Below are 20,480 nucleotides of genomic sequence, written 5' to 3'. Positions count from 1 at the left end.
CTCTACTTTAACTGGCTGTCTTTTGAGCCGCGCCGATTGATGCCACCTCGGGCCTTGAACGACGCATCGCGGTCACTCATGCAATCAATACACAGCTTCACACCCGGAACGGCATTGCGGCGCGCCTCGGGTATTTCTTCTTCGCATTCCGCGCAGAATTTCAGGCTCTCACCTACAGGGGCTCGTTGCGCCTTCATGCGCGCCAACTCGTCGTTGATTGACGCTTCAATCTGTTCATTCACCGCGCCGTCGCGCGCCCATCCACCGGCCATGTCGTACCTCCGATATCTTGTGGCGATCGTAGCGAACGACCGCCCCCCCGGCAATGCGCAGGCGACCCGGTTTCACGTGTTGCCCAGATCATACCCTGTCGCACGGATGCGGCGCAGGATCTTTTGCGCCACATTCTGTTTGCCCGCATTGATGCAGTTTCGGGCAAGATATCAATAAAGGTACTTGGCATAGACACGTCCTGGACGGTTCTCTTTTAGAATGCCGCGCAACACGTCTGGCGAGGTCGCAGTGTCGGCAATGTGGTGAAAATCGGACTGCCCACACAGGGTCACCGGTTTGCGATGCAGATAGGCCTCTAGACCAACGGCCGAATTGATGGTCACGACACGCGTTGCAGCGTCGAGAAGATCATGAATGTTGCCCGTATTGATGTACAAATGGTCATGCTGCTGTTTCAATTTCAGCAGCCTGTCAAATGTCTGCGGCTCAAGATCGCGCGGATGCGGTTTGACCACGACTGGCCCATGGTCGGCCTCAAGACAGGTTTCAAGCATCTGCCAGCGGTCCATGTAACAAGTTTTGTCAACGCTTCGGTCAGCTTCGCTTTGGAAAACAACTAGGATCGGATTGTCCGGCAGATCTGTGGCGCGCGCCTCGGGCTGTTCATATCGTGACGTGCGGGTGACTACCCATTTCTGTCGCAACGCATCAAGGAAACTGCGCGCCGTGTCGCCATCAATTTTTGCTGGGCGAAATGGTTTGTCCCCAATCGATGAAAAGGCCCGAATGCCCAGCGGATCAAGGTTCCAATATGGATAGATATAGGCAACACCCGCCATCAACGCCCGCGCATGCGGCAGCCGAGAATGGTTGAGGATGTGAAACCAATTGTCCTGTTCGATCCGACGCAGCACCGTGTCGCGATCCAAGGCGATCACTTGCGTTGGGATACCGAGACCCGCAAAGCCGTCGAGTGCTTTAGCATAAAAGGGCATTAGCCCGGAACCTTTGGGACCAAGCCAGCTTTGCGGAACGTGAAACACGACGCCGCGGTCTTTGCTTGTCTGCCCTGCCTCGCTCAAAGAAAAAGCCCCGCCCTTTGTGTCAGGGCGAGGCTAAGACGTTTTCAGTGAAGCGCCAAGCGGTTATCCCGCAGTCAGCATACCCTTTTCAGCAGCCAGACTGCGCATGCGCTTTTGCAGCTTTTCAAATGCGCGCACTTCGATCTGGCGAATACGCTCGCGGCTGACATCATATTGCGAGCTGAGATCTTCCAGCGTGATGTTCTTTTCGCTCAGGCGGCGCTGGGTGAGAATGTCTTTTTCACGGTCATTCAGCACGTCCATTGCTTCGGCCAAAAGCTCGCGTCGAGCCTCAAGCTCATTGCGAGCCTCGTAATCTCCGGCCTGATCGGCATCTTCGTCTTCAAGCCATTCCTGCCATTCCATCGTGCCTTCGCCGTCCGACCCGATCTGAGCGTTCAACGATGCATCGCCACCGCTCATGCGGCGGTTCATCGAGATCACTTCGTCCTCGGTAACGCCAAGGTCGGTCGCAATGCGTTTGACGTTTTCGGGGCGCATGTCGCCCTCTTCCAACGCGCCAATGCGGGCTTTGGCCTTGCGCAGGTTGAAGAACAGTTTCTTTTGCGCCGAGGTCGTGCCCAGTTTCACCATCGACCACGACCGCAGGACATATTCCTGAATCGAAGCCCGGATCCACCACATGGCATAGGTCGCCAGACGGAAACCCTTTTCCGGATCAAACTTTTTGACGGCCTGCATCAGGCCGACATTGGCCTCTGAGATCACCTCAGCCTGCGGCAGACCATAGCCACGATAGCCCATGGCGATCTTGGCGGCGAGCCGCAGGTGGGAGGTCACCATTTTATGCGCGGCCTCGGTGTCTTCTTTTTCGACCCAGGCCTTGGCCAGCATGTATTCTTCTTCCGGCTCCAAGAGCGGAAATTTGCGGATTTCCTGCATGTAGCGGTTCAAGCCGCCTTCCGGTGTCGGTGCCGGCAGATTTGCGTAATTGCTCATAATATGCCCCCTCTGCTGTCGAATGTTATAAGCCTTAACATTCATTTAGGTTGGCGCTAACGGCCTTTCAAGATGCGCTAGCAGTATTTCCTTACAGAAAAGTTAAGAAATCTGCCGCCGGTTTGCCAGAGCTGCGGCATTCCCCTCACAGTGATGTGTGGATTGTGTCGACCGCGCCCAAGTTGCGTTGTCTGCTGACGTTGTTTTGTCATATTCATTCCCAAGCGACGCCCAGAATGTCTGACAAAGCAGGCCAAGGACATTGAAACCAAGAGGCTGGTTTCGGACAGGAGACGACGATGAAACATGCTTTTGCCACCCTTTTGGGGTTGTTAACCGCGACCAGCGCATCCGCTGACGGCTGGTCTCCGGACCGGCTCTACATTCCCTTGGCGTCCTACCATTACAACCTGACCCCGCCCAATCCCGGCCAAACCAGTTGGAATGAGTTTAACCCAGGTCTCATATTCACATGGGAAGAACGCCTGTGGACGCTGGACTATAGTGCTGGCGCCTTGCTGAACAGTTACGAGGACGTGTCAGCACTCTTTAGTGTCGGAAAATTCTGGGACGTTGGACAGGTGGCTTTAGGGGCCGTGGTGAGTTTCGCCGACTATGGCGACAATTCACGCCACTTTGACGTGACTTTGGGAAGCAGTGATTTTGTTGTGCTGCCAGGGGTTCAACTCAACTACCGCAATGTGTTTGTTCAGCTGGTGCCGGCCCCGCAATTCAACGGCGAGAGCGGCGCTGTCTTTGGCTTTGGGGCAACATTTGCCTTGGGTCAGTGACAACAGCTAGCCCTGCAACGCTCCGATCAGGTTTGCCATATCGTCAGGCAGCGGCGCTTCAAACCGCACGGTCTCGCCTGTCACAGGATGTTCAAAACCCAGAACGGCCGCATGTAGCGCCTGACGGGGGAACACCTGAACAGCCGCTAACCCCTTAGCCCCGATCGCTTTCTCCGCCAGTTTGCGCCTCCCGCCATAGACCGGGTCACCGACCAGTCCGTGGCCTGCGTGGGCCATATGCACGCGGATCTGATGTGTACGACCGGTTTCCAGCCAGCACTCCACAAGCGACACAACGGCAGGGGAACCAAAAGCCTCGACAATGCGCGAGCGGGTCACAGCGTGGCGGCCCTGGTCAAAGTACACGGCCTGTTTCTGACGATCCGTTTTGTGGCGTGCCAACATGGTAGTCACGCGCATGATGTTGCCGGATTCAAAGCTGACGCCCCGCACGCCGCGCAGGCGGGGATCATTGGCGTCGGGAACGCCATAAACCACTGCGTTGTAGTAGCGCTCGACGGTATGTTTCTCAAACTGTGCGGCCAGCCCCTGATGGGCGCGGTCTGATTTTGCCACCACCAGAAGACCGGATGTCTCTTTGTCGATGCGGTGCACGATGCCGGGGCGCTGAACGCCGCCCACACCCGAGAGCGTGTCTCCACAATGATGCAGCAAGGCATTTACCAAGGTGCCATTTGGTGTGCCCGGTGCGGGATGCACCACCATGCCCGTTGGCTTGTTGATGACGATCAGGTCGTCATCCTCGAATACCACGTCCAACGGAATGTCTTCGGGGCCGATATGGGTCTCATCGGCGACGGGAACCGTGATTTCAACACTGTCCCCTTCAGCCACTTTGCCTTTGGGATCGCGCGCTTCGGCACCGTTCAATAGAACATGCCCATCAGCCATCAGTCTTGCCAGCCGAGTGCGCGACAGGGCCTCGGCCTCTGGCACATCGCGCGAAAGCGCCTTATCAAGACGCTTGGGCGGGTTTTCCGCGATCTGAAACGTGACAAGGCGTGTGGCCATGGATGATGCTCCTGAACCGGTGGAACCGGCGAACCTGCGATTTCTGCGCGTGCTGGTAACGACGCTGACCGCCGTGATGATGGTGGGGCTTGTAGTGGTTGTCGCCCTGATTGTCATCCGCCTGAATGCAGATGGCCCAACCATGCCCGATCAGATCGCCCTACCCGAGGGTGTCACCGCCACAGCCCTAACCATTGGCGAAGGCTGGTGGGCCGTGGTGACCGATGATCAGCGCATCCTGATCTATGACCAGATGACTGGGGGGCTGCGTCAGGAGATACAGGTTTCTCCGGCGAACTAACGCTTGCGATAGATCCCGTCAAAGAAGGCCGTCAACTGTCCGGTTGCGTCCAGTGGCAGTACCTGCGCGATGTATTGGTCGGGCCGCACCACCACCATGCAGCCCTGGGACCTGTCGATGCCACGCATGTCAAAGACATCACCCAGCCCCTTATGGTCCACGCAATAGACCTTTTGATAGTCAGTCAGCCCAAGCCGCCCGGTTTTTGGACGCAACAGCGCTGGCAACTCTTCAAATGCCAAGTCTTCAAAAGTTTGCTGAAACACCGCGATCACTTCGATGAGCGTATCGATGTCATCCCCTTTGGACTTGTGTCGAAGTATCGGAGATGCCGCATCCTGCCCCAACCAATCTGCCAACTGATGAATTGCTGATCCGGGCGCGGTCCTGTCGCGCGCCCCGGCAAAAGCATAGATGCGCCAACGCCCGTCGGCTTCTGCCACATGTCCCAATTGCATCTGTTTGGCGTCCGCCAATCGCACCACCGGGGCAGAATGGAACCTGCGCCCGACCTCAAGCCCTGTCGCCAAGGATTGATGAGTCGCGTCACCGGTCAAAGCAGACGGGTCATACTTCACGGCCAGCCCTCCGGTAAATTCCAGATTTTCCTTGAAGGCCTGAACAAATCGCGGCTCATCACCATCGTCGAGCACACTTTCTCCTGGCGGCGCTGACATGATCCGCGCCCATTTGTGGTCGGTGTCGACAAGCCGCTTGGCTTCAGCCCAACGCTCTTGCGAGTAGCTGTGCAAAAGGCTGGCATCCGCGCGCCCGGTCAGAACATGTGCCAGCTTCCAGCCCAGATTAAACGTATCCTGCATCGACACGTTCATTCCCTGCCCCGCCTTGGGGCTATGAGTGTGGCACGCGTCCCCCGCTGTAAAAACGCGCGGGGTTCGGTCTTCGCCTACTGCCACGTCGTCAAAGCGGTCCGTCATGCGATGACCGATTTCATAAATCGACCACCAGACCACTTCTTTCACGTCGACCGAATAGGGCCGCAGGATGCGGTTGGCGGCTGCGATCATATGGTCTTGGGTAAAGTGCCGACTTGAAACCCGTTCATCTGCCTTGAGCTTGTCCAATTCCACATACATGCGGAACAGATAGCCGCCCTCGCGCGGCAAGATCAGGACATTGCCCTCATTGGCCGAGGCGATCAGGCATTTCTGGCGTACATCAGGAAAATCGGTATTGGCGAGAATATCCATTACCCCCCAAGCCTGATGGGCGGCATCGCCATGCAACTCGCCTCCGATAGCCTCGCGCACTTTAGAGCGTGCGCCATCACACCCAACCACGTAGTTCGCGCGAACTGTCTTTGTCTCCCCCCAGTTCACACCGGTGTCTTCCAAGGTGACCGCAACGGGATGATCTTCGGTCATCTTGTCGATTTGCAGGTCTTTCACAGACCAATTGTAGTCAGGCGCCAACCGCGCCGGCGCATTCTGCATCACGTCCAGAAACAACTGATGCAATCGCGCCTGATTAATCAGGATGTGCGGCATCTCAGATGAATCATCGGCCACATCCTGCACCCGACCAAACCGCTTGATGTGTGAGGGATTTTCCGGGTCAGGCACCCAAAACGCGGTTTGGTTCACCCAATAGCTTTCGCGCTTGACCTTGTCGGCAAAGCCAAAGGCCTGAAACATCTCCATCGTGCGCGTGTTGATACCGTCGGCTTTGCCCTTGGTAATGTTTGCCGGGCTTTGCTCGACAATCATCGTGCTTATTTCCGGAAATTGCGCCAGCTGCGCAGCCAGACAGAGCCCGGCTGGGCCAGTACCAACAATCAACACATCCACTTTGTCGGGCAGCGACGCATTTGGATCCCGGTCCCGCCTGTTTGCAGCCGCTGTTTTGACGTCCGGGTCACCACCGCGAAATCCGTCTTTGTAATACTTCATCATCACTCCTTCCAACGCGCTGGCATGGTCTGTGGTTAAAATTAGTATCTATACATACTATTTTTATTCAAGAAAAATATGTATACATACTATTTTCCGACAAAGTATTGCGATACCGTTGGCAAAATATGCAGTGAAAGGGCCGTGGCAGGACGTTCAAAATGAAAATACATGGGATGGCCGGTCACTTGATTCGGCGGTTGAACCAAATCTCAACCCAAACATTCAGCAAACACATTCAAAACGCAGGGCACGACCTCACTTCGGTTCAGTTCGCGGCAATGGAGGCCATTGCCATGTTTCCCGGCATTGATCAGGCCGGCGTAGCCGCCAAAATCGCTTATGATCGCGCCACAATAGGCGGCGTGATCGACCGGCTGGTCAAGAAGGGCTTTGTTGCGCGAACAGTTTCCAAACAGGATCGCCGAGCCCGCGAAGTCCGGCTTACCTCCCAAGGAGAGGCACTTTTGAGAGACATTCACCCTTTGGTCGAAGCGCTACAAGCAGACATCCTCGAAAACCTGACGCCGCAAGAGCGTGCTATGTTCATGAAATTGGCGACAAAAGCCGTGAACCTCACGCGCAACACCGAGCAATGATGCGGCGCCACTCTCAAAGGTTCACGAAGTCAGGTGGGAATGGTACCGCCTCCCCGGCTCGAACGGGGGACCCCTGGTTCCACAAACCAGTGCTCTAACCAACTGAGCTAAGGCGGCACGCAAGGGCGATTTAACCAGCCTTGAAGACGAATGCAAGCACCTAAAGGTCAATTTCCCAGCTTTGTTCTATCAGATCGACTCCGAAAGACTTGACCGGTTTTGAGGCCAGCAGTTGCCAGCCGAATTTGCGGTAGAGCGCGCAGGCGGCCTCGTGGCTTTCATGGGTCCAAAGCTGCATTTTCTCGTACCCTTTGTCTCTTGCAAAGCCCATGCACGCTTGAAGCAATTGCTTGCCAACGCCAAGGCCACGCGCTTCCGGCACCAAGAAGAACAGGCGCAGTTTGGCGTTTTTGTCATCCAGTTTTACGCAAAAGATACTGCCCAGACGTTGCCCGTTGCGCATGGCCATCCAGCCACGCTCGCAAGTCGAATCGTGATCCGTGACAAAGTCTTCAAGTATCTGGCGTACCAATTGCCCAAAGCTTTCGTCAAAGCCCTCATCACGCGCATAGAGCCTTGCGTGCTGATCCACCAGCCATTCGAGATCATCCGCCGTAAAAAGTTGCAGCGTCACCGCGTCTGTCATGGCTGCCTCCGTCTTGCAAAATGCCTGCAATCACGCTACCCGACTATGAGCCACAGGAGAACCGTTATGGGCATCAATACCGAACGCGATATCGAAGCAAATCTGCAGATCGGGCCAACCGACCACGGTTTCGTGCGCTTGTTCATTGACGCCAACGGAGTTGAAGTCCCGATGGATTTTTCTCCGGAAGAGGCCGAAGAAATTGCAGACGAAATCCGGGCGGCTGCTGGTGCCGCACGAAAAGTCGCGAAGTAAGCGTCTGAGGGGCGCTGCCCCTCTTGGCCCCAAGCGGCCAATTCACCCCGGAGTATTTTTGCCAAAATGAAGCTGTAGGTCAGTCTTCGTCGGGCAAACCCGGCAATTTCGGGTCGCGATGGCGATGCAGGCGGCGCGCGGCATCAGTGGCGAATTTCTGGATCATTTTCTTACGGCGCGCCGGGGCCAGTTTGTCCTCGGGGGCCATGCGGATGATCTCGGCGTCATAAGCATCGGCCATGATCAGCCCGGTGTCTTCGGGCAAGAGATCCGTGGGAAACTCGGTGTCCACCGCCCAAAAATACCTGTCACACCATTCAAGATAGCCCTGCCATTTGCTGTCGCTCTGAAAGTCGGCGCGGCTGGATTTGCACTCGACAATCCACAATTCCCCCTTGGGGCCCAATGCCATAATGTCCACGCGCAGGCCGCGCATTGGAACAAATTCATCAACAGAAACAAAGCCATGACTGCGCAAGTGGCGGCTCACGCCGCGCGCAAGGAGTTGTCCGGGTTGAAGCAAGTCGGTCATCCGGAGAATGTGAACAATTCGTGAACAAAAATCAAGCCCCGCGCGTGTCGCAAACAGGACAGCCTTGGCAGTCAGCTCTCCTACGGTAGGTTTGAGCAACCTAGTCAGGAGGCCACATGGTCCGCCGCCGCGCAAAACGCGCACAGCCCAGCCCCATACAGTCCAAACCCGAGTGGCGTCAGCTGCGTCATCCCTTCAAACCACAGGAAGCCTTTAGCGACGATCGGATCGCCGCAATGCACGACTTGGCTTTGCGAGTTTTGGAAGAACTGGGTATCAAAGTTCTTCTGGACGAGGCACGCAAGGTTTATGCCAAAGGCGGCGCGCGTGTCGTAGACGAGATGGTCTATTTTGGCCGCGACATGGTCGACGCCGCGATCGCTTCCGCCCCCGCCTCGTTCCGGATGGAGGCTCCAACGGCGGCGCGCGGCTATCAGGTAGAAGACGGCGCGCTGATTTTTGGCCCCGGTGGCGGCTGTCCCAACGTAACAGACCGCATAAATGGCCGCCGCCCCGGCAGTATCGCGGCCCTTGAGGATGCCATCCGCCTTTGCCAAAGCTTTGATGTCATTCACAAGGTTGGCCCTTGCTGCGAAGCACAGGATGTGCCCGTGCATTTACGTCATTATGCCACCATGCGCGCGCAACTTGCGCTATCGGACAAGTCGCTCTTTGTCATGGGACGCGGGCGCCAGCAGGTCACCGAGAGTTTTGAGATGATCCGGCTGGCACTAAACCATTCTGATGAGGAATTTCGTCGGGGCGTTTGGTGCTCGACCGTGGTCAACACCAACTCACCTCGACTGCTTGATCGCCCCATGGCGCAGGCACTGATTGACTTTGCCCGGTACGGACAGCTTAGCGTTATCACGCCCTTCTGCCTTGCTGGCGCAATGGCCCCGGTCACCGTCGCAGGCGCCTTGATCCTACAGCATGCCGAAGCTTTGAGCGCGTTGGTTTTGACACAGCTGGTCAATCCCGGCGCCCCGGCCGTGATTGGTGGCTTTGGCTCAAACGTTGATATGAAATCGGGCGCGCCAGCCTTTGGCACGCCGGCGCAAATCCAGATGAGCATTGGTACAGGGCAACTCTGCCGCCATGTTGGTCTTCCGTGGCGCGGCGCTGCCGGAGCCGCGTCGAACGCGCCCGATATGCAGGCCGCGGGCGAGACACATCATGCGCTCTGGGGAAATCTGATGGCCAATGCGGGCATGGTGTTCCATGCCGCCGGGTGGCTAGAGGGCGGTATCAGCTTTGGGTTTGAAAAATTCATCAATGATATTGAAGCCTTGCAGACCATCGCGCAACTTTGCACGCGGCCAGACAGTGATGAGGATGCCCTGGGATGGGAGGCCTTGACTGAGGTCGATCCAGGCGGGCATTTCTTTGCCACCGACCAGACAATGAACCGCTACGAAGAGGCGTTTTACAAACCGCTGGTGGCCGATCTGAACAACTATGGCAATTGGGAGATGAACGGCGCAGTCTCAGCCGAAAACCGCGCCACGGAGATCTGGCAACAGGTCTTGTCCGAGTTCACACCCCCTGAGGGAGGTCAGGATCGCGCAGGCCGGATCGAGGATTTTGTCGCGCAGCACACACAAGCTGGTGGCGCGCCAATCCTTGATTAACCCGGCACCGTCGGGATCACCCAATCCTCACCCCGTGCTGTGGTCACGTACTCTGGCCAACGGAAATGCAGAGGCGGTTCATGATCACACAAAGGTGCGAGCCATGCGTCGCCTCCAATGCCACCGCCGGTGCGTTCCTTGAATTCGTTTTGCGCCTTGGCCAGCAAGTCTGGGTCCGTCAAGAAATCTAATGCCGTCATCGCCAGAACCTGCGCGGCAACTTCAACCATTGGGTCAATACACGCCGAGTGTCCGCCCATCGCGTTCATCGCCCAGGCCGGATAGGCAAACCCAGCGGGAGCCTGCAAAGCGGGTCGCCCAATGTACAGCCTAACCGTGGGCGCATGCCAGCAAAACTCGGTATAGTCATCGGATGTGAAGTGGCGTTGCGAGGGCGGCAGGATCTGGCGCATTTCGGCCTCGGCCTCTTCCGGGTGCTTCAGTTCTGAGATCATCGGCAGGAAGGGCTCATCGATCGCATCCAGGCCCAGTTCGGTCTGGATGGCGCGAGCGAATGCCTTGGCCTCATCGCCCCAAACGGGGGCACCAACCGTTTCGAGGTTGGCGTAGGTCGCGGCAGAAATGGCGTGATTGGCCAAGCCAGGACGCGATTTGGCGACCCAATGACGCCGCCACGAACAGTGGTTCATGCGTGCTGCGTTTTCGGCAAAGTGATCCAGTCCCCGGATGACATGTTCGGCATCCTCAACCTCAGAAATTCGAATGAAATACTGAATCTGGGCGATCTGCGCCGGGATATTGTCGGCCGTGGCCTGTCCATGGCTGATGATGGTCTCGTTCATCGACCAGCTTTGCCCCGGCGCCATGATATGCTCGCGCAAGGCCTTGGCAGAATTATACATCATCATCAGCGCATCCGTGGCACCGGGTGCGCGCGCGGCCGCGTGACTGGCCGGGATCGGCGAGCCATCGCCCCCCGCCATCCAGGTTTCCGGCGCATCACAGATGAACTCGTAAATCACTCCATAGCCGACGCCACAGTGGGTGTTCCAGCGGACGGTGTTACAGAGGGGGGCCATGTAAAACGGGTGGAATGATAGCGCGGCATCCAGATCGTCGTAATATCCAGCCGCCGCATGGATCGGCTTGGACCCGCGTACTTTTTCCGCCGGTTCTCCAAAAAACTTGAGCGTTCCAGTGATCCCGTGTTTCTCCATCGCCGCTTTGGCCGCAAGAAACCCGCCAAGGGCCCCCATCCCCAGCGCCGAATGAGGGTCAGTATGCCCGCCTGCATGTGGCCCCAATCCGGGGCGCGGCCCTTGCCTGGGTTCTGCCGCCTGACAGTTTCCCGGAATGCCGTCATATTCCGCGTACCCGCCAATCGTCGGCCCTTTGCCGTTTGACCACGTCGCGCAAAAGGCTGTGGGCATCCCGCCCGAACCTTCTTCGACCTCAAATCCCTCGCGGCGCAGCAGATCGACATAAAACGCGCAGCTTTTGTACTCGCGCCACGCGGTCTCGCCATAGTCCCAGATCGTCCGGGTCCACTCAGACAACTCTCCCATTCTGTCGGACACTGTTTCTCGGGCGGTGGTCTTGGCCAGATCGGGCGATGTCATGGCAAATCCTTTCACATCAACGGCGCGTCTGCGTTCAGGGGTAGAGCGTCGAAACGCCTCTGACAAGATGGTGCAGAATTGAAGCCTCTGCGCCGCAAGACGTTGGCAGTTGTACAAAGCAAATTTTGGTCCACACACCCGACTGTGACAACGCCGCCCTTGCCACATTCGACACACGGAATATAATTACGAACATTAGGAGACTCTCATGCCCAATCTTGTCCGCCTGTACATCCTGCAAGTCCTCGCTGGTTTCGGCCTTTCGGCAGTTTTCGTCGGCCTTTTGATGTGGTTCAACGTCGCCAATCTCTGGCATCTGGTGAACGCGACACAGGGCGGCATGGTCGCGGTTGTCATGCTGTTCATGTTCAATGGCATCGTCTTTGCTGGCGTACAATTTTCGATCACCATCATGCGCATGGCACAAAACGACACGCCCGGGGGCGGTAAGAAAGATGATCTTCCCGTAATGCCTGCGCCAATGGTCCCGGTCCGGGTTGAGGCCAAGTCCCGTCGCTAACCTCAGTCAGCGACCGTCAGAATTTCATCTAACGGCTTTTTCATCATCGCGACTGCTGGCACTTTGGCGTCCTCAGCGGCATGTCCCACAGCTAGGATCATGATCGGCTTTTCGGACGCGGGTCGACCTAATGCCTCATTCAGGAACTTCATCGGGTTGGGTGTGTGAGTCAGCATCGATAACCCTGCGTGATGAAGCGCGGCGATCAGGAATCCCGAGGCAATACCAACGCTTTCCGGCACATAGTAGTTTTTGTAACGCGTACCGTCCTCGAACGCGCCATACCGCTGGGCAAAGACTACAATCAGCCATGGCGCATCCTCAAGATGAGGCTTCTCAGCATTGGTGCCAATGGGTTCCAACGCCTTGATCCATTCATCCCCAGCGCCGCCTGCATAGAAACGGCGCTCTTCTTCCTCAGCTTCTGCGCGGATACGTGACTTGAGCGCAGGGTTGGAAATAGCCACAAAGTGCCAGGGTTGATGATTGGCCCCCGAGGGCGCGCGACCTGCGGTGCGGATACAGGTTTCAATCACCTCACGCGGCACAGAGCGGGTGGTGAAATCGCGTACGGTGTGCCGGGCGGCCATTCGGCTAAAAAAGGCCTGCGCCTCGGCCCGCAAACGATCATCGTCATAGTCCAGACGATCCGGCAGCAGGACGGGATCATAGTTCAAGTTGTCTCGGGAAAACATTTGGCTCGGTCCTTTTGCGTCCACGCGAGCCTAAGTGAGGATGTCCACCAAGAAAAGCCCATCTGCGCGGCCTTCGGCCTTGCCGCCTGCGGCGGGCGGGGGCAGGCACGAGGCGATGCCTCGTGCCTGCCATGCTCAACGGTATGAGTGTTCCGCGCCAGCGGGACATGAAGACGGGCGGGAGCTCCTGCCCCTAGCCCAGCCCGTGAAGGTTCAGCAGGAAGCCATGCCAGCCTTTGTCGAGCGCCATGACCAAGCCATAGCCTTCACCGCTTTCCGGCAAACCACTGTGGGTCAGGGTCAGTCGGGTACCACCGGGGGCTTCTTCCAGCTCCCATTCCACGCAAGTCATTGCGCCATTCAGCGGCCCTACAGTGAAATCCCACTTCATATACTCAAGCGGACGTGCCTCAAGAACTTTGCCCCAACACATGCGATCACCGTCCTTCTGGCTGCTTAGAAGATATTCCTCGCCTTCAACCAGGTCCTTTTCAGGGGGATGAAACCAGATGTTGAGATGTTCTTTCTTGGTCAAAAATTCCCAGACCCGCGCCTTGTCAGCGCCAAGATAGACGGTTTTGCGAATGGTTGTGTCAGTCATTGTCAGGTCCTTGCTGTTCAGGGGTTTGTTCATTGTCGTTTCCTTCCTCTAAGGCTGTTTTCAAGGCATCCAGACGCACATCCCAGAAGCGGTCAAACCAGCCGAGCCAGTCCATCACAGGCTTCAACGCAGCAGCATTGAGCGAATTCACCCGTTCCCGCCCCCGCGCCTCGACCTCGATCAATCCACCATCTGAGAGCATCACCAGATGCTTTTTGACCGCTGCACGGGTCATGTCGAACTGGTCCGAGACCTCAGCAATGGTCATGGGCTTGTCCCCAAGCATCCGCAGGATGTCGCGACGTGTCGGATCGGCCAGAGCACGAAAGGCGGGTTGTAGGTGGTCGGGCATGTGTTCTCCATATGATACCTTTTGATACCATTTATTTATGATACCATTTAGTATCATGTCAAGTGAATTTCTTTTCGACTTATTGCCCCCAAATTCCCAGCCCCCCAAAGTGGTGACTTGCGCGATATCCAGCCAACAGTGAACGCAAACATTGACGGTCTCGCCCATCAGGGCGGCCTTGGGTAACGACACTCCCTCGGAAATACTCAAACTATGTCACCACTAACGGCACAGCCAGCAAAGAGACTGCCATTTCACTGAGGTCTTGACCAAACGAACTAATCGAAACCTCCAATTCGCCGAGCCGCATCGCGCAAAAGAATTGGAAAAACCATAGAATCTCACTTCAGTGGCCCATATCTTGACGAAAAGTCGGTGAGATGAAGCCGTCGATGCGATTGCCGAGACCCAAAAGGAGCAAAAAACGATGATTTCACTCTCGAGTATACGCGACGTTGGCCAGCTGGTGTTAGCAGGTTTCTCCCCAAAAAGGCGAGAACAACAGTACGAGCAAAAATTGCTGAACAATATGATTTCCCGCGCTCGGGCGGGCAAAATCACACCGACAGTTTTTACGGCTGGCTATTATCATACCGGCACCCGGTGGGTGAACGAACTGATCAGGACAAACACCCCCAGCGGTCTTCTCTACAGCCCAAGGAATCAACACCGCTACATCGATGAACAATACAGAATCGCCGAATTCGGCAAGCATGGCAGACTAAATCCAAGACTGTTGGGAAAAGACTCGCCGATCATCATTTACATGGTGCGGGACTTTGAGACATGGGTTCAGTCGTTTCTCAACAATCCCTACGACGTCAAAATATGCGACGATATCGCAAGCTCGAGCTATGGCTGGCCGTCCTTGAATGTCTATGATCTGTATTGCCACGTCACAAAGACCAACATAAGCCTTTTGCGAGAGTCGAGCAGCAATTTCATAATTGCCAATCTCGCATCAAACCAAAAAACAAAAGGTTTCGACATTCTGGAGTTGCTGGAGCAGCACGGCGTTTCGTTAACGCGCCCCTTTAGTCCGATTCTCAAACACACGAAAACTCGTTCGACACGGAGAACACATTTCGATGTTTCGATCTACAAGCATCATACTGATACTGAATTTGAGACACTCATTGCGAACTCCGAGGCGTCGCTTGAGTATAAGTTTCACTGAGCGTACGGGCTAAGGACGTCCACATCAAAGGACTGACTTCCAAACTCCCGCTCTCGCATTCGCGCGGTCTTGAACGCCTCGGTCCCTTTTTTGCACTGGCCGATCATCAGTCAACTTGTAATGCGGAACACCCAACCTAGTCCGTTAACGCCAGTCACTTTCCGCAGCTACCATAGCTTTCTTAGGCATCGCATCAGGCCTCAGCCAAACTAAAACCATTTTAAAAAGGTGGCGGGCCCGCAAACGCAGCCGTGGGGTTATCTCATTCCCGAGGACCTGTTTGCACAGGTGGGCGCCAGGTAATCAGGCCAGGACCAGAACAGAGCCAGCTCCCTCGGAAGTATTTAAGGCCACCGGAATGCAACCGTATCACGAGAAGGGCAGAACCCGCCAAGTGGCTAGTTAGTGCTTGCCAGCGGGTTCAGCAAGGGCGAAGCGATCAAAACGCCTCGGGGCGGGCTTCGCGTGCCATATGATCCAGCACGGCGTTGACGAACTTCGGCTCGCGGCCTTCAGCGAAAAACGCGGTCGCCACGCCAACATACTCGCTGATCACCACCTTGGGCGGCGTGTCGGCTTGGGTCAGCTCTGCACCGGCGGCCCGGAACAGGGCGCGCAAGGTCGGATCGATGCGATCAATGGGCCACTTGGCCACCAGCCCACGATCGGTCATCTGGTCGATCAGCGCCTGATGGTTCACCGCGTCGTCAATCGTCTTCGTGAACAGACCAACATGGCCTTCGACCATCTCATAGTCTTCGAACTGTTCGCCAAAACGGTGGTCCAGAAACTCTACCCGTACCTGATCCGCGGTCTGGCCGGATTGCTCCATCTGATAGAGCGCCTGCACGGCGTAGAGCCGGGCGGCAGATTTCATCAGTCGTTTCTGGTTGCCTGAGGTGCTCATGCGGTGGGGTTGTCCTTGAGTTCGCCAGCGATCTTGATCTCTTCAGAGGCCGGAACGAATCCGACGCCCTTACGCTGGGCGCCCCATTTACGAGTGAGCGCGATAAGATGCAAGGCCGCTGCCGCCGCGCCGCCGCCTTTGTTCTGATCCGCAGGATCCGCGCGCACTTCGGCCTGTTTGCGATTTTCGACCGTCAGGATGCCGTTGCCAATGCAAAGCCCCTGTAATCCCAACAGTTGAATGGCACGGCTGGAGTCGTTGCAGACCGTTTCATAATGCGTGGTTTCCCCACGGATGACACAGCCAAGGGCCACGTAGCCGTCAAAGTTGCTCAGCCGTTCAGAAATGCCAATCGCCGTTGGTATTTCCAGCGCACCCGGTACTTCGATCACTTCAAAGGTGCCGCCGGCGGCCTCGATCTCTGCCATGGCACCAGCCAGCATATTGTCAGCGATGTCTTTGTAATAAGGAGAGATGACAATCGCCAGTTTGACCGGTTTTTCAAAGGTCGGACGGGGCATGATATAGTGCTTTTCTGCGCCAGCCATTGGCTTACTCCTCGGTCAGGATGGGACGAGTGCCGACAATGCTCAGACCATAAGCGTCGATTCCCAGATACACGGTATCAGGACTGTCCGTCAGCAGGATCAACTCGCTGAGCCCCATGTTGGACAGCATCTGCGCGCCAAGGCCTGTGTGCTTGATGGTCCGGGGGCCTTCGTCCTCGTTGGCATAGAGGCTATGCCGTGGCTCACGGAACAGGCACACAACGCCCCTGCCCTCTTGTGCAATCTTGCGCATTGCACTGGGCAACTCGGCCGTCGGCTTGGGGCCAAGCCCCAGAACGTCCCCGGCTTCGTGCAGGGCATGGGTGCGAACCAGAACAGGGTCTGGCGTGGTGATGTCACCTTTGACCAGCGCCACATGTTCAACACCGTGGATTTGATCGGTAAAGATACGCATCTGCCAATCGCCACCAAACTCCGACGTGACCGTTTGCGACGAGGTTTCTACGACAAGGTTGTCATTGCGCGAACGATACGAAATCAAATCGCTGATCGTGCCAATCTTGAGGCCATGTTTCTTCGCAATCTCCACCAGTTCCGGCAGACGCGCCATGGTGCCGTCGTCGTTCATAATCTCACAGATCACTGCACTTGGATGCAGCCCGGCCAGACGGGAGATATCAACAGATGCCTCGGTGTGACCTGCACGAACCAAAACGCCACCGCGCTTTGCCCGCAGCGGAAACACATGCCCGGGCGTGGCCAACGAGGCCATCGTGTTCTGCTCGCTGATCGCCGTGGAAATGGTCAAGGCACGGTCGCCCGCAGAAATCCCGGTCGACACACCCTCGCGGGCTTCAATTGACACGGTAAAGGCGGTTTCATGGCGGGACGAGTTGTTCACTGCCATCATTGGCAGGCCCAGATTATCAATCCGGTCCGCCGTCATCGGCAAACAGATCAATCCTCGGCCATGTGTGGCCATGAAATTCACCGCGGCCGCGTCGGCGAACTCGGCAGGAATGATGAAATCACCTTCGTTCTCGCGATCCTCATGGTCGACGAGGATATAGATGCGGCCTTGGCGCGCCTCTTCGATGATCTCTTCGATGGGACTGATCGCGTCACGCAAGGATTGCTCGACCGGACCGGGTGTTTCAAACGTCATAAGAGTCTCTCGTCAAATGGGTTTCCGAGGAGATAGACCATAGACGGGCTGAATGCCAGAGGCGCAAGCGCCCCAAAACGGGCGATACGCGACGACATTCAGGTGATTAGGTTACTTTGCGCCTTTGCCGTGAAATCCATGCGGCCTTGGTCAGTTGCACCGCGTGTCGTAACACTCTTTCAAAGCGCAGCTGCTTCCGACCCAATCGTGAAACTCAGTCGCCGCTTTGTCGGCGTCAGTTGCATTGCGTTTGGCCGCGTAATAGTTGGACTCTACGACTGATCTGACTTGCCGATAGTAGGCGGCTGTATCGGATTCACCTTCAGATGCAGCGTTACGCGCGGCGCGGGTACATCGCTGTTGCAGGATCTCAAAATCGTCCCTTGATTCGAGATAATACCAAAATGTGCGTTGCATGCTTATGTAAACTAAGTCAGCGGTTTCACACCATTCTGCGGACCCATGTCGTTGTTGATCCAAGCTTTCCATCTTCTTGTTCACGCGTCTTTCGTAAAAACGCGCTTCGCCAAAATTCTCTTCAGCACTGTGAAGAAGACTGGGGTTGCCGCAGTTGGCAGAAGCTGGGCCCGCAAAGGTCGCGACCAAACCAACCACAAGACTTGTGAAAACTGCTCGGATTGACATGAAATGGGTTCCTTTCTCCTTTAGTGTTCATAGGGATCGTCTATGCGTCAAACTCTTCATCTTCCGACCGTTCAAGTTTTTTGAGGACGAACTCGACGACTGAAAAGACAAGGAATAACAACAGGGTTAGCACCGTCGCAAACCCAGATCCGATAAGAACCAAAAAACTGAACTCAGGAACTTCCCAGCCAAAGAAACTGCTTATTCCAAAGAAGTAACACACGGCCACAAAACCGACGGAAAAAACGATCCAAAGCCATGCGAAAATCCTATCATGGTCTCCGCCCGGACCAAAGTGCTCTGAAAAAAAGTCATGCATTGAGTGTGGCCGCTCGGATACCTAGAATTTATTACGTAGAGTTTTGTTTCCACCAGTCAACATCTGAGGACCGTTTAGTGTGTTGCCCAAAACGTTCGATACCGCTGCCCTTAGGACCAGGTGAAACTCGGCTGCTCAAAGTGGGCCACGCGAGTCGCGTTTCCGCGCAGGGCAACCTCGCGGAATTGATAGAGCAGGGCCGCGGTTGGCGCGAAGATATTGTGACCCAGCGTGGGTATGAATGCTGACAATACCGGCGCTTCACCTTCGCGCGCGGCCAACAGCTCTGGTATCTCAGGACTGTCGAGTTCCTCAAAGGGAACGTAGAACAACGCCTGCACTTCCGATGGGTCCGGGTGGGGTTCCTGCCCATCACCTCCCCAAACAACGAACGATGCAATACAAAAGCCCGACCGGGTTTCAAAATCGTCCAGCCGCCCGAGAATGTCGGCTTCCTGCAGGTCCAAGCCAACCTCTTCGCGCACCTCGCGCAGGGCCGCCTGAGCCTGGGTCTCACCGGTGTCCAGCCGTCCTCCAGGCAAGGCGTATTGCCCAGCGTGCCGGTTCATCGAGGCTGGGCGCAAGGTCAAAAGCACACTCGGCCGCTTTGTGGCCGGGCAAGGCATAATCACAATCGCCACCGCCGCTTGCCGTAGTCCTTTACCGGCGACCCGCTGATGTCGAAATCCCGCCATTCTTGTCCGAATGGTGTGTTCCAGTTGGGTATCAAATGAGTCAAATGTCATGGGATCTCATACCTGTCCGCCTCGCACGATGTTAGAGCACCCAAGATCTTTGCGTCACCCATCATTCACCAAATGACGTGAGGTCGGCATGGTGTTTTCGCGCGCTGACCAGCTTCAAAAAACCTTTCTTCGCGGACTGCCGCTCTTTACCGTGTTGTTAGCCAACCGGAGAGACTCTTATGCGCGATACCCTTTCCCTTACTGCCGTTGAAGCCCATGCCGAAGGTGAACCGGGTCGCGTGATCACAGGCGGCATGCCAGACCTGAAAGGGCAAAGTGTGTTCGAAAAGATGCTGGATATGCAGACGCATCACGACCACATTCGCACCCTTATGTTGCAGGAACCGCGTGGCTACCCAGCCCTATGCTGCAATGCACTTGTACCCCCGTGTGACCCCGAAGCCGACGCAGGCTTCATCATCATGGAGCAAACGGAATACCCCCCAATGAGTGGCTCGAACACCATCTGCGTCACGACCGTTTTGCTGGAAACGGGCATCCTGCCATTGATTGAGCCGGTGACCGAGCTGACGCTTGAAACCCCGGCGGGATTGATCCGTGTGAAAGCGAACTGCAAAAACGGCAAAGTCACCCGGGTTACGTTTCGCAACGTGCCAGCCTTTGTCGTGCATCTCGACGCGCCGGTTGAGGTGAGTGGGCATGACACCATCAAGGTCGACATTGCCTGGGGCGGGATGTTCTTCGTACTCGCCGATGCAGATCGGCTGGGTGTGTCGCTCGATCCCGGAAACGGCCGCGAGATTGTCCAGGTTTCTGAGGCCATACGCCATGCGGCAGCCGAGCAACTGCCGGTAACTCACCCTGATAACCCCGATATCACGGGACCAACCATCACCAACCTCTGGGGTGCCGCAGCTGACCCGGCAACCGATGGGCGCGGTGTCATTACGCTTTCAACCGGCCCGTTCGATCCCTCGCACCCCAATGCCGCCAGTGGAATATTTGACCGCTCACCCTGTGGCACAGGCACTTGCGCCAAGATGGCTGTTCTGCATGCCCGCGGGCTTTTGAGTGTTGGGCAGGATTACGTAAACGCCGGACCTATGGGCACCACGTTTACGGGCCGGATCGAAGACGTCACCCAGGTTGGGCCCTACCCTGCGATTGTGCCGACGCTTTCGGGTCAGGCCTGGATCTACGGCTCGACGACTTGGACGCTGGCCCCCAGCGACCCGTTTCCATCGGGCTATACCATTGGGGATGTTTGGTAGTTTTTAGTGTCCTAGGATGATGACACCGAAGAGGACGAATGCAGCGATGAAGATGGTTT

General features: G+C 56.3%; 24 protein-coding genes and 1 tRNA gene. 8 read left to right on the top strand and 17 right to left on the bottom strand.

What is annotated here, in order from left to right:
* Window positions 1-2: 2 nt before the first annotated feature.
* From Q0932_RS13890 to rpoH, 3 genes are all read right to left on the bottom strand, one after another.
* Window positions 3-272 carry a DksA/TraR family C4-type zinc finger protein gene (locus Q0932_RS13890; RefSeq protein WP_299354180.1) on the bottom strand — a complete coding sequence of 90 codons (270 nt, stop codon included), beginning with the start codon at window positions 270-272 and terminating at the stop codon, window positions 3-5.
* Between the two features lie 171 nt (window positions 273-443).
* Window positions 444-1,229 carry a hypothetical protein gene (locus tag Q0932_RS13885; RefSeq protein WP_299354177.1) on the bottom strand — a complete coding sequence of 262 codons (786 nt, stop codon included), beginning with the start codon at window positions 1,227-1,229 and terminating at the stop codon, window positions 444-446.
* 150 nt (window positions 1,230-1,379) lie between these two features.
* On the bottom strand, window positions 1,380-2,276 hold the full coding sequence (rpoH, locus tag Q0932_RS13880; protein WP_299354175.1) for an RNA polymerase sigma factor RpoH: 897 nt from the start codon (window positions 2,274-2,276) through the stop codon (window positions 1,380-1,382).
* Window positions 2,277-2,575: 299 nt separating this feature from the next.
* Between rpoH and Q0932_RS13875 the strand changes: the two genes are divergently transcribed.
* Complete coding sequence (locus tag Q0932_RS13875) at window positions 2,576-3,067, top strand: hypothetical protein (RefSeq protein ID WP_299354172.1); 492 nt, start codon at window positions 2,576-2,578, stop codon at window positions 3,065-3,067.
* A 6-nt stretch (window positions 3,068-3,073) separates the two neighbouring features.
* Here Q0932_RS13875 and Q0932_RS13870 read toward each other — a convergent pair whose 3' ends face one another.
* The gene (locus Q0932_RS13870) at window positions 3,074-4,099 is read right to left on the bottom strand and encodes an RluA family pseudouridine synthase (protein WP_299354169.1); all 1,026 of its coding nucleotides are present in this window, start codon (window positions 4,097-4,099) and stop codon (window positions 3,074-3,076) included.
* Here Q0932_RS13870 and Q0932_RS13865 point away from each other — a divergent pair.
* Window positions 4,098-4,400 (top strand): DUF6476 family protein, encoded by a 303-nt coding sequence (locus Q0932_RS13865; RefSeq protein WP_299354166.1) that lies wholly within the window; start codon window positions 4,098-4,100, stop codon window positions 4,398-4,400. The genes Q0932_RS13870 and Q0932_RS13865 overlap by 2 nt on opposite strands.
* Here Q0932_RS13865 and Q0932_RS13860 read toward each other — a convergent pair.
* Entirely contained in the window at window positions 4,397-6,310 is a 1,914-nt protein-coding gene (locus Q0932_RS13860; protein WP_299354706.1) for an FAD-dependent monooxygenase, read from the bottom strand. The genes Q0932_RS13865 and Q0932_RS13860 overlap by 4 nt on opposite strands.
* Window positions 6,311-6,471: 161 nt before the next feature.
* On the opposite strand from Q0932_RS13860, the gene Q0932_RS13855 reads away from it, so the two are divergent.
* Window positions 6,472-6,909: a MarR family transcriptional regulator gene (locus Q0932_RS13855; RefSeq protein ID WP_299354163.1), complete on the top strand. Its 438-nt coding sequence runs from the start codon at window positions 6,472-6,474 to the stop codon at window positions 6,907-6,909.
* A 40-nt stretch (window positions 6,910-6,949) separates the two neighbouring features.
* Here the strand turns inward: Q0932_RS13855 and Q0932_RS13850 are convergent.
* A tRNA-His gene (locus Q0932_RS13850) sits at window positions 6,950-7,026 on the bottom strand.
* A gap of 43 nt (window positions 7,027-7,069) precedes the next feature.
* Window positions 7,070-7,555 (bottom strand): GNAT family N-acetyltransferase, encoded by a 486-nt coding sequence (locus tag Q0932_RS13845; RefSeq protein WP_299354160.1) that lies wholly within the window; start codon window positions 7,553-7,555, stop codon window positions 7,070-7,072.
* A 66-nt stretch (window positions 7,556-7,621) separates the two neighbouring features.
* Here Q0932_RS13845 and Q0932_RS13840 point away from each other — a divergent pair, with 66 nt between their 5' ends.
* Window positions 7,622-7,810 (top strand): DUF6324 family protein, encoded by a 189-nt coding sequence (locus tag Q0932_RS13840; protein WP_299354157.1) that lies wholly within the window; start codon window positions 7,622-7,624, stop codon window positions 7,808-7,810.
* Between the two features lie 79 nt (window positions 7,811-7,889).
* Here the strand turns inward: Q0932_RS13840 and Q0932_RS13835 are convergent, their stop codons facing one another.
* Window positions 7,890-8,342: an MmcB family DNA repair protein gene (locus tag Q0932_RS13835; RefSeq protein ID WP_299354154.1), complete on the bottom strand. Its 453-nt coding sequence runs from the start codon at window positions 8,340-8,342 to the stop codon at window positions 7,890-7,892.
* A gap of 116 nt (window positions 8,343-8,458) precedes the next feature.
* On the opposite strand from Q0932_RS13835, the gene Q0932_RS13830 reads away from it, so the two are divergent.
* The gene (locus tag Q0932_RS13830) at window positions 8,459-9,973 is read left to right on the top strand and encodes a trimethylamine methyltransferase family protein (protein WP_299354151.1); all 1,515 of its coding nucleotides are present in this window, start codon (window positions 8,459-8,461) and stop codon (window positions 9,971-9,973) included.
* Here the strand turns inward: Q0932_RS13830 and Q0932_RS13825 are convergent.
* Window positions 9,970-11,553 carry an amidohydrolase gene (locus tag Q0932_RS13825; protein WP_299354148.1) on the bottom strand — a complete coding sequence of 528 codons (1,584 nt, stop codon included), beginning with the start codon at window positions 11,551-11,553 and terminating at the stop codon, window positions 9,970-9,972. The genes Q0932_RS13830 and Q0932_RS13825 overlap by 4 nt on opposite strands.
* 208 nt (window positions 11,554-11,761) lie before the next feature.
* Here Q0932_RS13825 and Q0932_RS13820 point away from each other — a divergent pair, with 208 nt between their 5' ends.
* Window positions 11,762-12,073, top strand: a complete 312-nt coding sequence (locus tag Q0932_RS13820) for a hypothetical protein (protein WP_299354145.1) — start codon at window positions 11,762-11,764, stop codon at window positions 12,071-12,073.
* Between the two features lie 2 nt (window positions 12,074-12,075).
* On the opposite strand, the gene Q0932_RS13815 is transcribed toward Q0932_RS13820, so the two are convergent.
* The 3 genes from Q0932_RS13815 to Q0932_RS13805 form a co-directional block, all read right to left on the bottom strand.
* Entirely contained in the window at window positions 12,076-12,768 is a 693-nt protein-coding gene (locus Q0932_RS13815) for a nitroreductase family protein (protein ID WP_299354143.1), read from the bottom strand.
* A 193-nt stretch (window positions 12,769-12,961) separates the two neighbouring features.
* A complete protein-coding gene (locus Q0932_RS13810; protein WP_299354140.1) occupies window positions 12,962-13,369 on the bottom strand; it encodes an SRPBCC domain-containing protein in 408 nt (135 codons plus the stop codon).
* Window positions 13,362-13,721 carry a metalloregulator ArsR/SmtB family transcription factor gene (locus Q0932_RS13805; RefSeq protein ID WP_299354137.1) on the bottom strand — a complete coding sequence of 120 codons (360 nt, stop codon included), beginning with the start codon at window positions 13,719-13,721 and terminating at the stop codon, window positions 13,362-13,364. Before Q0932_RS13805 ends, Q0932_RS13810 begins: the two co-directional genes overlap by 8 nt.
* Before the next feature lie 427 nt (window positions 13,722-14,148).
* Between Q0932_RS13805 and Q0932_RS13800 the strand changes: the two genes are divergently transcribed.
* Window positions 14,149-14,898, top strand: coding sequence for a hypothetical protein (locus Q0932_RS13800; protein WP_299354134.1), 750 nt, complete (start codon window positions 14,149-14,151; stop codon window positions 14,896-14,898).
* Between the two features lie 439 nt (window positions 14,899-15,337).
* Here the strand turns inward: Q0932_RS13800 and nusB are convergent, their stop codons facing one another.
* From nusB to Q0932_RS13775, 5 genes are all read right to left on the bottom strand, one after another.
* Window positions 15,338-15,805 carry a transcription antitermination factor NusB gene (gene nusB, locus Q0932_RS13795; RefSeq protein ID WP_299354131.1) on the bottom strand — a complete coding sequence of 156 codons (468 nt, stop codon included), beginning with the start codon at window positions 15,803-15,805 and terminating at the stop codon, window positions 15,338-15,340.
* Window positions 15,802-16,353 (bottom strand): 6,7-dimethyl-8-ribityllumazine synthase, encoded by a 552-nt coding sequence (locus Q0932_RS13790; RefSeq protein ID WP_299354128.1) that lies wholly within the window; start codon window positions 16,351-16,353, stop codon window positions 15,802-15,804. The genes nusB and Q0932_RS13790 overlap by 4 nt, the downstream gene beginning before the upstream one ends.
* 4 nt (window positions 16,354-16,357) lie before the next feature.
* A complete protein-coding gene (gene ribB, locus Q0932_RS13785) occupies window positions 16,358-17,479 on the bottom strand; it encodes a 3,4-dihydroxy-2-butanone-4-phosphate synthase (protein WP_299354125.1) in 1,122 nt (373 codons plus the stop codon).
* Between the two features lie 685 nt (window positions 17,480-18,164).
* On the bottom strand, window positions 18,165-18,443 hold the full coding sequence (locus tag Q0932_RS13780) for a hypothetical protein (protein ID WP_299354122.1): 279 nt from the start codon (window positions 18,441-18,443) through the stop codon (window positions 18,165-18,167).
* Window positions 18,444-18,553: 110 nt separating this feature from the next.
* Window positions 18,554-19,189, bottom strand: coding sequence for a CoA pyrophosphatase (locus Q0932_RS13775; protein WP_299354119.1), 636 nt, complete (start codon window positions 19,187-19,189; stop codon window positions 18,554-18,556).
* Between the two features lie 179 nt (window positions 19,190-19,368).
* Here Q0932_RS13775 and Q0932_RS13770 point away from each other — a divergent pair, with 179 nt between their 5' ends.
* The gene (locus tag Q0932_RS13770) at window positions 19,369-20,421 is read left to right on the top strand and encodes a proline racemase family protein (protein ID WP_299354116.1); all 1,053 of its coding nucleotides are present in this window, start codon (window positions 19,369-19,371) and stop codon (window positions 20,419-20,421) included.
* Window positions 20,422-20,480 lie beyond the last annotated feature (59 nt).

Origin of the sequence: uncultured Shimia sp. (genome assembly GCF_947498095.1) — a bacterium.
In the GTDB taxonomy this organism is placed as follows: domain Bacteria; phylum Pseudomonadota; class Alphaproteobacteria; order Rhodobacterales; family Rhodobacteraceae; genus Shimia.
This window is presented reverse-complemented; position numbering and strand designations above follow the sequence as displayed.